The following is a 10,775-nucleotide window of genomic DNA, read 5'->3' as shown; positions in this document are numbered from 1 at the left end:
GACCACCGCCGAACCGTGACCAACCACGCTTAAGTTCCTGGCATTGACTCTGATTCCCTCAGGGTTCCCCTCACGGACTACTGTCTCGTCGGCACCAGGCCGGTCAAAACGGGGCTGGGCTCTCGCTGCCCCCGGGCTGCGATCACCGGAGGGCGCGACCTCAACCCGCCGAAGCGGTCTCCTCGGCCGGATGCCGCCGCACCGCCTCGCTCGTGCCCGTCGCCAGGTGCGCCAGCACAAGCCGTTCCACTCGCTCGACATCGCGGTCCACGATCGCCTCGTACAGGAGTTCGTGTTCCGCCGCCATGGCTTCCAGGTCGTCGTGCTGGCCCAGCAGCCACCGCATCCGGCTGCGCAGCGTCCGTTCCAGTTCGCCGAGCAGTTCGTTCGCCGACAGCGACGTCACGACCTCGTGGAAATCCGCGGCCGCGCGGCGGGCCGAGACCGCGTCGCCAGCGCGGGCGGCGCGCAGTTCCGTGTCCAGCACCTCTCGCAGCCGGGTCAGGCCCTCGCGGGTGCGACGCTGTGCGGCGAGCCGGAAAGTGAGGCCCTCGAAAGCCGTGCGCACCTCGTTGAGGTCCGCGACATCCGAGGCGGTGAACTCCCGCACCACCGACCACGACCGGGGCCGCGGCGTCACCAGGCCCTCGTTTCCCAGCGCGCGCAACGCATCCCGCACCGGCACCCGGCTCACGCCCATCTCCGCGGCCAGGTCCCGTTCGACCAGCTTGCTGCCGGGAACGCGCGTGCCGTCGAGGATTTCGTTGCGCAGCCGTTCCGTCACGCGCTCCGATTCCGAGGCGAAACCCGGCTCCATCCGATCCCCTCCCGCCGCTGTCACCGACAGTATCGGCGAACCTTCCCCCAGGTTCCCGGAAAAACCCGCCCCCGGCAAGGTCTGGCCGCCAGGTTCCGCCGTTTGGTATACCTAAATGCACCGACGGAAGGAACCCGATGCGTACTCGCTGGCGCGCGCGCCATGTGCTGGCCCACCAGAACGGACAGCACGTCCTGCTGGAAAACGGCGAGGTCGTGTGGGAGGACGACGTCGTCACCTACGTCGGCCCGCGGTATGCCGGAACGGCCGACCTGGACGTCGACCTCGGCGAAGCGCTCGTCCTCCCGGGCCTCATCGACCTCGACGCGCTGACCGATGTGGACCATCTTGTCCTCGATTCCTGGGCCACGGCGGACCGTGCGACCGGGCTGCAGTGGTCCGAGGACTACTTCGCGCACCGCCGCCGCGACGTCTTCACGCCGGAAGAACGGCAGACCATTCGCGAGTACGCGCTCGTTCAACTGGCACTGCACGGCATCACCACGTTCATGCCGATCGCGTCGGAGGTCCATTCGTCGTGGGCCGAGCCGTACGAGGAACTCGTCGCGATGGCGGACTTCTCCCGGAACCTCGGGCTGCGCGGATATCTGGGCCCTGCTTACCGTTCCGGCGTCAATGTGGCCACTGTGGACGGTACGCGAACGGTCGCCTTCGACGAGCCCCGCGGCGAGGAGGGACTGGCCGACGCGCTGCGGTTCCTCGACCACGTAACAGAACTGGACGATCCGCTCGTCAACGGCGTTCTGTTGCCGTGCCGCATCGAAACCCTCACCGAAGACCTGATGCGCGCCACCGCCGACGCGGCGCGGCAGCGTGACGTCCTGGTGCGGCTCCACTGCCTGCAAGGCGTGCTGGAGCGGGAGCTGATCCTGGACCGTTACGGCGTAACCCCGCTGGAAATGCTCAAGCGCACCGGCCTGCTCGGCGACCGGCTGCTGATCCCGCACGGCCAGGTCCTCGACCGCCACCCCGACGTCTACGGCGAGGACCGCGGCGACGTCGCCGCGCTCGCCGCAGCCGGTGCGTCGGTGATCCATTGCCCGCTCACGTCCTTCCGCTACGGCCACGCCCTGCGCTCCTTCCGCGATTACCGCGAAGCGGGCCTGAACCTGTGTCTGGGCACCGATTCCTTCCCGCCGGACCTGGTGCGCGGCATGGACGTCGGCGTGCATCTGGCGAAGGTGATGGGCGACCGCGCCGACGCGGCTCCGGCGGAGTGGTACGTCGAAGCCGCGACGCTCGGCGGCGCCCGCGCGCTCCGCCGCGACGACCTCGGCAAGCTGGCTCCGGGAGGGCAGGCGGACCTCGTCGCGTTCCGTGTCGGCGACCTGCGCGACGGTGTGCGGGACGATCCGATCCGGACGTTCCTGCTCAGCGGAACCGCCCGCCAGGCAACGCATTCCGTCGTCGCGGGCCGGCCGGTGCTGGTCGACGGACACGTCCCCGGCGTCGACGAGGAGGGCCTCCGCCGCCGTGCGCAGGCGTTGTTCGAGAAGATGCGCGCCGCGTATTCGGAGCGGGACGTCGAACGCCGGGAGACGGGGGAGTTGTTCCCTCCGACCTTCCCGGCGTTCCAGGAATGACCCGGCTGTTGTCTGTGCGGGGCCGAGGGACTCTGATTCCCCAATGCCAGGAACTCAAGCCGCGTTGATCTCGGCCCGCTGATCGTCCACAAAGGACGCCAACTGTGCCGAAATGACCGATTTGTCGCCATGTGACCGCGTCTTGAGGTCTGTGAGGGGAACCCTGAGGGAATCAGATTCCCTCAGGGTTCCCCTCACAGACCACAACCTGGCTTCCGTTCCCGGGCCCGGGGCCCACAGCGACGCGCGCTCAACCGGATCGAGCCAGCTGAGCTGCGGAAACACGCCAGCAGCACGTCCACATCACAATCTTAAGTTCCTGGCATTGACTCCAATTCCCGCAGAGTTCCCCGCGCGGACCGGGGCTATCGCCGCGAGACGACAGCCCCGCCCTTCACCACGAGCCGCCGCGGAGGATGGGACACGACGGCTTCGGCCGGGTACACTGCGTCTATCAAGAAGAAATCAGCGTGGTCGCCGATCCGCAGGCCGTAATCCTTGAGCCGTAACGCTTTCGCGCCGCCGTATGTCGCCGCGTGCAGCGCGAGTTCGATCTCCGGGTCGGTGCGGAACGAGCTGCGGTACGCCAGGTGCATGGTGCGCGTCAGCATGTCGCCGTCGCCGTACGGGCCCCACAGGTCGCGGATGCCGTCGTTGCCGCACGCGGCGTTCGCGCCCGCTGCCCGCATCTTGGCCAGCGGCGGCACCGGCCGGTCGTACACCGCCGCGGTGGTGAGCGTGATCTGCTGCTCCGCGAGGCCCTCGAGCAGCCGGTCCTGCTGCGCGTCCGGGATGCCGCAGATGCCGAACGCGTGCCCGATCGCGACCTTCCCGGCGAGGCCGAGCGCCTTCGTCCGCTCGATGACGAGCTCGATTTCCCAGGCGCCGAGCAGACCTTCGTCGTGCAGGTGCAGGTCGACGCCGCAGCCGTGCCGCGCGGCGATGTCGAAGATCGCGTCGAGATGCCCGCGCGGATCGCGGTCGTAGCCCGCCGGGTCGATGCCGCCGACGTTCTCCACGCCGGATGCCACCGCCCGTTCCAGCAGTTCCAGCGTGCCGGGCCGGGTGAGCAGGCCGCCCTGGGGGAAGGCGACCTGCTCGACGGTGACCCGGCCGCGATGCCGCGCCGCCGCCTCCCGCACCGCCTCGATGCCGGACAGTCCCAGTTCGGGGTCGACATCGGTGTGCGTGCGGACGAAGGAAGTGCCGTTCGCGATCATCGCGCCGAGCAGCGCGGCCGCGGGCTCGGGCGAGGGGAGCCCGAATTCCTTGCGGCGGCGCTGTTCGTTCGAGATCCGGTCGGCGAGGACCGAACCCGAGGTGTTCGGCGCCCAGGGGAGGCCCCACAGGGTCTTGTCGACATGGCAGTGGGCGTCGACGAGGCCGGGCAGCAGCAGTGCGCCGCCGCCGTCCTCCACCGGGACGTCGGCCGGGACCTCGGCCGGTCCGAACCCGGCGATCCTGCCGTCGCGCACCAGCACGTCCGTCGGATCGCCGCCGCCGGGCCGGACGTTGCGCAGCACCAGGTTCACGCGACACCAGCCTCGGCGCGGACGGTCGGCTCGCGCCGCTCGGAGGTGGCGAGGCTGACGCCGACCGTGAGCACGACGTTGACGACGATCGCGAGCAGGCCGGGATTGAGTCCCCACAACGTGTTCTTCGAGGCGAGAACCGTCCACGCGACGATCGCGACGCCGACCACGAGCCCGGTCGCCGCGCCGGCCTTGGTCAGCCGCCGCCACACCAGCCCCAGCACGATCGCCGGGAAGAACTGGGACACGCCGTTCTGGCCGGTCAGCAGCAGGTTCACCAGGAGCGCGGGCTGGAAGATCGCGAACAGCAGCGCCACCGCGGTCACCACGACGACCAGGCCGCGCGACAGCCGGAACACGCCCAGTTCGGAGGTCTTCGGCCGCAGGACGCCTTGGTAGACGTTGCGGGCCAGCAGCGTCGCGGACTGCAGGAGCAGCAGGCTGATCGGCACGATGGCGGCCAGCGCGCCCGCGCCGCCGACGAGGCCGACGACCCACGACGGCATGGTCTTCAAGGTCAGCGATAGCAGCGCGCCGTTGCTGGCGCTGCCCTTCAGTCCGGGCACGACCAGCAGCGCGGCGAACCCGACGAACAGCGTCAGCGCGATCAGGATCTGGTACAGGGGAAGGTAAATCGCGTTGCGGCGGATCGTCTGCTCGGACTTCGCGGTGTACATCGCGGCCAGCGCGTGCGGGAACATGAAGAACGCCGCGCTCGTCACGATCAGGGTCGACATCATCCACGGCACGCCGAGCGGGCTGCCCGGCGCCGGTACGCCGAGGAAGCCGGGGTGCTGTGCCTGCACGGTGTCGATGAGATGCCCGAAGCCGCCGAAGTAGTGCACCGGAATCGCGATGCCGACGATCAGCACGGTGCCGATCAGCAGGATGTCCTTGAGCACCGACACCCACGCGGCGGCCTTCATGCCGGACGCGTAGACGAACACCGCGATCAGCACCACCGCGAGGACCATGCTGGTGACCCGGTTGATGCCGGTCGTCGTCTCGACGATCTGGCCGAGGCCGAGCAGCTGTGCCTCGATGTAGGGGATCATGAACGCCACGCCGACGATCGCGGTCAGCGCGCCGAACCACGGACTGCGGAAGCGGTGGGTGAAGAAGTCCGCTTGCGTGACGAGGTTGTGCTTCTTCGCGTACCTCCACAATGGAGGGAGGAAGAAGTAGGACAGGACGAAGGCGCACGTGCCGTAGCCGGCGATGTAGAACGCGGCGCCGCCGTTGGCGTAGGCGAACCCGGAGGCGCCGAGATAGGTGAAGGTCGAGTAGGTCTCGCCCGCGGCGAGCACCCAGAACAGCAGCGTCCCGTACGACCGGCCGGCGACTGTCCACTGCTCGAGGTTCATCTGCTTCCGGCCGCGCGCGGCCAGTCCGATGACCACCGCCAGCGCCACCACGGCCAGCGCCACCACCGCGCCCGCGTTCATCGCTGCTCCTGCTCGGTTTCGGCGGCGCTCGGGCGCCGGATGCGGTCGGCTACGCCGAGGAAGACGGGCGTGAGGGCAACCCAGAGGAGGATCCAGAACCCGATCTCGGGCAGGAACCAGATCCGGCCGTCGCCGCTGAACCAGGGCAGGCCGCCGATCATCGCCACGTAAGGGGTGAAGGCCACCGCGGCCACCACTGCGGAACGCTTCATCGCGCACACCCTTCGTTGTTTGGTATACCATAAGCGCGGCAGGTGGCGGGTTGTCAAGGGTGCGCCGGGGAACGATGCGGGCTCGCGACCGTTCCGGGCCGCTGGTGGCGGTTGCTGCGCTGGTGATGGCGCAAAGTGGGTTCGGCGGATGCCGGGCGCGGTCTGGTGGCCGGTTGTCCGATGTGGACGCGGCTGGCCGGGCTGTGGTGTCCGGTGTGCGCTTTGGTAGACCGAATCACCTGGGTAAACCGGTCGCCCGCGCATCCTCTTGGCGGTTACCGTGCCGTCGAGAGGGGGACGTGATGAGCAACCCGACGACGGAGCTGTGGCGCCCGACCGGCCCGGCCGAGCTGGAGCTGGTGCGCGAGTCCGGCTGGCGCGCGTGGCCGCCGCGGCTGCCGGAACAGCCGATCTTCTACCCGGTGCTGAACGAGGACTACGCGGTGAAGATCGCGCGGGACTGGAACGTCCGGTACGACGGCGCGGGGTACGTGACCCGCTTCCGCGTCGAAACAGCGTTCCTGGACCGCTATCCGGTGCGGCAGGCGGGCGGCGAAACGATCCTGGAGCTGTGGGTTCCGGCCGAGGAGCTGGCGGAGTTCAACGCGCACCTGGTCGGGCAGGTCGAGGTCGTGCACGAGTTCCGTTGAGCGATCGGCTCGTGAGTGCCTGTCCCGGTTCTAACCGTGATCGCCGCTCACGAGCCCGCCGGACAGTCCGCGGAAGCACCGGACCGCCAGTTCGACCGGCGCCGCCTTCTCGTCAGTCCCCGCCCAGATCTCCAGCGAAATCCGGATCGCGTCCGTCGCCGCCGCCGCGACCAGGTGCACCGTCACCTCGTCCGTCTCCGGTGCCAGCCGTGCCAGCACCGGACGCAGCCGGGTCTCGGATTCGCCGTTCACCCGGTGCCACACGGCGGCCAGAGCCGAATCGTCTCCGCTCGCCGCGAGCAGCAACCCGCGCGTCCAGGAGAACTCCTGGGTGGCGTCGGCGGCGGAGATCGTCTTGTGGATCGCGTCCTCGACCGCCTGAAGCAGCGGCGTCCCTTCGGGCGTCGACGCGAGGTGTTCCCGCCACGAATCGGCGCCGACGACCAGCAGCGGAGCGACCGCGTCCTCTTTGGTGCGGAAGTAGCGGTAGAAGGTGCGCGGCGCGACGCCCGCCGCGGCGGCGATCGCTTCCGCGGTCGTCCCCTGCGCGCCATGCTCGGTGAACAGGCGCGCGGCGGCGCGGGCGATGTCGAGTTGCGTCGCCGCTTTGCGCCGTTCGGTCAGGGTCGGGGTCTTTCCGCTCACCAGGGCCACGCTACCCGATTGCTGCCAAGGGTGCCCATCTCGCCAGAGTGGCACAGTCTGCCATCTAGGCGTAACGTGACGGTTGGAGAAAGGAGCGGACCATGAACCGTTACGAAGGACGCCGCGTGCTGGTCACCGGAGCGGGCTCGGGCATCGGGCAGGCGACGGTCCTGCGGATGCTGGCCGAGGGCGGGCGTGTCGTCGCCGCTGATGTGAGCGAAGCGGGACTGGCGGACACCGTCGAGAAGGCAGGCGACGCGGCGGACCGGCTGGGCACTGTGGTGGTGAACGTCGCCGACGAAGCGTCGGTGAAGGCTGGGGTCGCGTCGGCGGTCGAGCAGCTCGGCGGGCTGGACGCGGTCGTCAACGCCGCGGGCATCCTGCGGTCGGCGCACACCCACGAGATGCCGGTCGAGGCGTTCGAGCAGGTGCTGCGCGTCAACCTGGTCGGCACGTTCCTGGTGATCCGCGAGTCGATCCCGGCGCTGCGCGAGGGTTCCGCGCCCGCGGTGGTCAACTTCAGCTCGACGTCGGCGATGTTCGCGCACCCGTACATGGCAGCGTACGCGGCGAGCAAGGGCGGCATCCAGTCGATGACGCACGCGCTGGCGTCCGAATACGCGAAGGACGGCATCCGCTTCACCGCCGTCCAGCCCGGTTCGATCTCGTCCGGCATGACCGACGGCAGCGGCAAGAGCAAGCAGAGCGTCGGCCCCGGCTTCCCCGAGGACGCCGATTTCACCCTGCTCGGCAAGCTGCTTCCCGCGCTGGGCCAGGGCTTCGCCGGTCCGGAGACGGTCGCGTCGGTCGTCGCGATGCTCGCCAGCGAGGACGCCGCGTTCATCACCGGCACCGAGGTCCGCATCGACGGCGGCACGCACTTCTGATGCGCGATTTGTTCAAGAACCGGCGGGCGGGCAGGCCGTAGCTTCGCGGCATGACAAAGTTCTCGACCGCGCGCCGCGAGGCTCCGCGATGATCCTCCTGACCGGCGGGCTCGGCATGATCGGCGCGCACACGGCCAGGGCGCTCGCCGATCTCGGGGAAGACGTGCTGGTCACCGGGCACCGGCGGACGGACGTCCCGTCGTTCCTGGCGGGCCGGGTCGCCGTGGAAACGCTCGACGCGACCGACCGGGACGCCTTCCTCGCGCTCGGCGACCGGTACGACATCACCGCGATCGTCCACCTGGCGGGCAGCATCCCGGGCGACGACCCGGTCGCGTTCTTCCGGACGGACCTCGCCGGCTTGACCAACGCCCTGGACGCGGCCCGGACGTGGCAGGTGCGGCGGTTCGCGGTCGCGAGCAGCCTCGGCGTGTACGTCGGCCGCGACGAGCCGTCCTGGCACGAGGAGCTGCCGCTGCCGACCGCGGATCTGCCGCATCTGATCGTGGCGTTCAAGAAAGCCGTCGAACCGCTGACGACGCACAGCCTGCGGGGGAGCGGCGTCGAGCCGGTGGTGCTGCGGATCGGGACCGTGTGGGGGCCGCTCGTCGACCCGGAATCGCCGTTCTTCCCGATTCCGTCGTATCTCAACGCGGGCCTGCGCGGCGGCACGCCGCGCTCGCTGGTCGCCGACGAGGGGTTCGACTGCTGCTACGCACCGGATGCCGGGCGTGCGATCGCCTCGCTGATGACGGCACCTTCGCTGAAGCATCAGACATACAACGTGTCGAGCGGACAGCCGGTGACGAACCGGGAGTTCGCGGAGGCGTTGGCGGAGCTGGTGCCAGGTCTTCCGGACCAGCTTCAACCCGGCGGGGAAACCGGTCCGTATCTGGATATTTCGCGGCTCAGGGAGGAAACGGGTTTCGCGCCGGAGTTCGACGTGCGGGCGGCGGTGGCGGATTACGCCGAGTGGCGGAAGACGAATCCGCGCTGATCGACCGGCCACAGTGGACGGTCCGGGCGGTGGTGCGAGAATGGCCGGATGGCAGCGGAACAGGGCGTCGAATCCGAGACGGACCGGGTCGTCCGGCAGCTCCGGGACGAGATCCTGGACGGGGCGCGCAAACCCGGCAGCAAGCTGGTCGAACGGGATCTCGCCGCGGACCTGGGCGTGAGCCGGGTCCCGGTGCGGGACGCGCTGAAGGCGCTGGTCGCGGAAGGCCTGGTCACGCCGAGGCCGCGGACGTGGGCGGTGGTGCGGGAGTTCAGCGCGAGCGATATCGCGGACCTGCAGGAAGTGCGTGCCGCGCTGGAAGTCCTGACGTTCAAGCTCGCTGCGACCCGGCATTCGCGTGCCGGGTTGGATCAGCTCCGCGCCGCTTTGGCGGAGGAAACCGCCGCTGCCGCTGCCGGGGACGCGGTGACGGCGCACCGCGCGGCGGCCGATTTCCACGAGGCCGTGACGGCGATGGCGGGGAATGAACTGCTGAACGAGCTGGAACTGACGCTGCGCAGCCGGATGCGGTGGCTGCTGGGGCAGCACGAGGATCTGGAGCGGGTGGCGGGGGAGCACCGGGCGCTGTACGACGCTATTGCGCGGCGGGATGTGGACACCGTCGAGGCGCTGTTGATGGAGCACATGGAGAGCGGACGGCATTTGCGCGGGCTGGGGCGCGAGGAGGATTGAGGCCCTGGGCAACTGCCCGTGCGTGCCGGGAGTCGCCGATCCCCGGGAGCGCAACGAGATCGAGCGCTGAGTCGCGCACCCGGCGCAGTCGGAGAGCGATTCGACGGCGCGAATCGCCACCGGGCTAAAGAGCGAACGGCCGCCAGTTCGCCCGGCGGCTGGGGTGCGGGCGGCTGCGGAATCTCCGGTGCCGGACGCGACCGAACCGAGACCGGCGGACGGCACCGGGACCTCCGCCCGGACAACCCCCGCTGCCGCCCGCCGGAGATCAGGCGTAGACGATCCCGTCCACGTCTCCCCGGATCTCGGTGCCGATCTTCCGCGCCAGCAAGTCATCCAGCCGGTCCAACGGCCCGATCAACGCACGGCCACCGGCCCGCGCCACCCGGATCGCGGCGTCCACCTTCGGTTTCATCGAACCTTCGGCGAACTCCAGCTTCCCGATCGCCTCAGCCGAAGCCGTCAGGATGTCCCGCTGGTGCGGCGTTCCCCAGTTCTCCGTGACGTAATCCGCGTCCGTCAGCATGATCAGCGTGTCCGCGCCCAGTTCCGCACTCAGCGCGGCGCCGGCCAGATCCTTGTCCACCACAGCTTGCATCCCGGTCTGCCGCTTGCCGTCCGGGTCCGTCTTCACCGGCACGCCGCCACCGCCGACGCAAACGACGAGGTGGCCGTTTTCCAGCAGCAGCCGCACTAATGGCGCCTGCACGACGCGGATCGGCTCCGGGGACGGCACCACCCGGCGGAACGCGCCGCCGTCGCGGGCGATGGTCCAGCGGTACTCGGCGGCTGCTTCCGCCGCGTCCTGCGCGGAGTACTGCGGGCCGATCAACTTGGTCGGGCGTTCGAAAGCCGGGTCCTCCTCGTCGACCACCGTCGTCGAGATCAGGGCGACTACCTCGCGTTCGCCGCCGAGAGCGTTCGACAGTTCCTGCTGGATCACGTATCCGATCATGCCTTGCGTCTCGGCGCCGAGAATGTCCAGCGGATAGGCCGCGACATCCTGGTACGCCAGGTTCTGCAGCGCCAGCAAACCCACCTGCGGCCCGTTGCCGTGGATGATCACCAGTTCGTGCTCGCGGGCCAGGCCGGCCAGCGCCTGGCAGGTCGACCGCACGTTCGCCCGGAGCCGGTCGGCCGTCATCGGCTCTCCGCGCTTCGCGAGGGCGTTGCCGCCGAGGGCCACGACTACCCGCATCCTTGTCCTCCTCGCCCGCCGGTCCAGGACCGGTGCCTGCATCAGCATAGATGGTATACCATATTGGCGAGCAGGGTTCGGCAGGAAAGGCGGCG

General features: G+C 69.6%; 11 protein-coding genes. 5 read left to right on the top strand and 6 right to left on the bottom strand.

The window, feature by feature from the left end; translation table 11 throughout:
- Positions 1–160 precede the first annotated feature (160 nt).
- Positions 161–817: a GntR family transcriptional regulator gene (locus ACFORO_RS43005; protein WP_354748994.1), complete on the bottom strand. Its 657-nt coding sequence runs from the start codon at positions 815–817 to the stop codon at positions 161–163.
- A 137-nt stretch (positions 818–954) separates the two neighbouring features.
- Between ACFORO_RS43005 and ACFORO_RS43000 the strand changes: the two genes are divergently transcribed.
- Positions 955–2,421: a chlorohydrolase family protein gene (locus ACFORO_RS43000; RefSeq protein WP_377874807.1), complete on the top strand. Its 1,467-nt coding sequence runs from the start codon at positions 955–957 to the stop codon at positions 2,419–2,421.
- A 365-nt stretch (positions 2,422–2,786) separates the two neighbouring features.
- On the opposite strand, the gene ACFORO_RS42995 is transcribed toward ACFORO_RS43000, so the two are convergent.
- Genes ACFORO_RS42995 through ACFORO_RS42985 form a run of 3 tightly spaced genes read right to left on the bottom strand, consistent with a single transcriptional unit; the run spans position 2,787 to position 5,610 of the window.
- Positions 2,787–3,953: an amidohydrolase gene (locus ACFORO_RS42995; protein WP_377874809.1), complete on the bottom strand. Its 1,167-nt coding sequence runs from the start codon at positions 3,951–3,953 to the stop codon at positions 2,787–2,789.
- A complete protein-coding gene (locus tag ACFORO_RS42990; RefSeq protein ID WP_377874816.1) occupies positions 3,950–5,398 on the bottom strand; it encodes a sodium:solute symporter family protein in 1,449 nt (482 codons plus the stop codon). The genes ACFORO_RS42995 and ACFORO_RS42990 overlap by 4 nt, the downstream gene beginning before the upstream one ends.
- Positions 5,395–5,610: a hypothetical protein gene (locus tag ACFORO_RS42985; protein WP_162834513.1), complete on the bottom strand. Its 216-nt coding sequence runs from the start codon at positions 5,608–5,610 to the stop codon at positions 5,395–5,397. Before ACFORO_RS42985 ends, ACFORO_RS42990 begins: the two co-directional genes overlap by 4 nt.
- 302 nt (positions 5,611–5,912) lie before the next feature.
- Between ACFORO_RS42985 and ACFORO_RS42980 the strand changes: the two genes are divergently transcribed.
- On the top strand, positions 5,913–6,260 hold the full coding sequence (locus tag ACFORO_RS42980) for a hypothetical protein (protein WP_377874819.1): 348 nt from the start codon (positions 5,913–5,915) through the stop codon (positions 6,258–6,260).
- A 30-nt stretch (positions 6,261–6,290) separates the two neighbouring features.
- Here the strand turns inward: ACFORO_RS42980 and ACFORO_RS42975 are convergent, their stop codons facing one another.
- The gene (locus ACFORO_RS42975) at positions 6,291–6,905 is read right to left on the bottom strand and encodes a TetR/AcrR family transcriptional regulator (protein ID WP_377874821.1); all 615 of its coding nucleotides are present in this window, start codon (positions 6,903–6,905) and stop codon (positions 6,291–6,293) included.
- A 101-nt stretch (positions 6,906–7,006) separates the two neighbouring features.
- Here ACFORO_RS42975 and ACFORO_RS42970 point away from each other — a divergent pair, with 101 nt between their 5' ends.
- From ACFORO_RS42970 to ACFORO_RS42960, 3 genes are all read left to right on the top strand, one after another.
- Positions 7,007–7,792: an SDR family NAD(P)-dependent oxidoreductase gene (locus ACFORO_RS42970; RefSeq protein WP_116203631.1), complete on the top strand. Its 786-nt coding sequence runs from the start codon at positions 7,007–7,009 to the stop codon at positions 7,790–7,792.
- Between the two features lie 88 nt (positions 7,793–7,880).
- A complete protein-coding gene (locus ACFORO_RS42965) occupies positions 7,881–8,789 on the top strand; it encodes an NAD-dependent epimerase/dehydratase family protein (RefSeq protein WP_377874825.1) in 909 nt (302 codons plus the stop codon).
- Positions 8,790–8,837: 48 nt separating this feature from the next.
- On the top strand, positions 8,838–9,482 hold the full coding sequence (locus ACFORO_RS42960; RefSeq protein ID WP_377874827.1) for a GntR family transcriptional regulator: 645 nt from the start codon (positions 8,838–8,840) through the stop codon (positions 9,480–9,482).
- Positions 9,483–9,750: 268 nt separating this feature from the next.
- Here ACFORO_RS42960 and ACFORO_RS42955 read toward each other — a convergent pair whose 3' ends face one another.
- Positions 9,751–10,680, bottom strand: coding sequence for a carbamate kinase (locus ACFORO_RS42955; protein ID WP_377874829.1), 930 nt, complete (start codon positions 10,678–10,680; stop codon positions 9,751–9,753).
- Positions 10,681–10,775: the final 95 nt, after the last annotated feature.

It is taken from the genome of Amycolatopsis halotolerans (assembly GCF_042647905.1).
Taxonomy (GTDB): domain Bacteria; phylum Actinomycetota; class Actinomycetes; order Mycobacteriales; family Pseudonocardiaceae; genus Amycolatopsis; species Amycolatopsis halotolerans.
Note: the sequence above shows the minus strand (reverse complement) of the source record. Positions and strands in the feature narration are given on the sequence as shown.

Coding starts and splice junctions, on each gene's coding strand:
- ACFORO_RS43000 (WP_377874807.1), top strand. CDS start 955: ATGCGTACTCGCTGGCGCGCGCGCCATGTGCTGGCCCACCAGAACGGA.
- ACFORO_RS42965 (WP_377874825.1), top strand. CDS start 7,881: ATGATCCTCCTGACCGGCGGGCTCGGCATGATCGGCGCGCACACGGCC.
- ACFORO_RS43005 (WP_354748994.1), bottom strand. CDS start 817: ATGGAGCCGGGTTTCGCCTCGGAATCGGAGCGCGTGACGGAACGGCTG.
- ACFORO_RS42970 (WP_116203631.1), top strand. CDS start 7,007: ATGAACCGTTACGAAGGACGCCGCGTGCTGGTCACCGGAGCGGGCTCG.
- ACFORO_RS42985 (WP_162834513.1), bottom strand. CDS start 5,610: ATGAAGCGTTCCGCAGTGGTGGCCGCGGTGGCCTTCACCCCTTACGTG.
- ACFORO_RS42955 (WP_377874829.1), bottom strand. CDS start 10,680: ATGCGGGTAGTCGTGGCCCTCGGCGGCAACGCCCTCGCGAAGCGCGGA.
- ACFORO_RS42990 (WP_377874816.1), bottom strand. CDS start 5,398: ATGAACGCGGGCGCGGTGGTGGCGCTGGCCGTGGTGGCGCTGGCGGTG.
- ACFORO_RS42960 (WP_377874827.1), top strand. CDS start 8,838: ATGGCAGCGGAACAGGGCGTCGAATCCGAGACGGACCGGGTCGTCCGG.
- ACFORO_RS42980 (WP_377874819.1), top strand. CDS start 5,913: ATGAGCAACCCGACGACGGAGCTGTGGCGCCCGACCGGCCCGGCCGAG.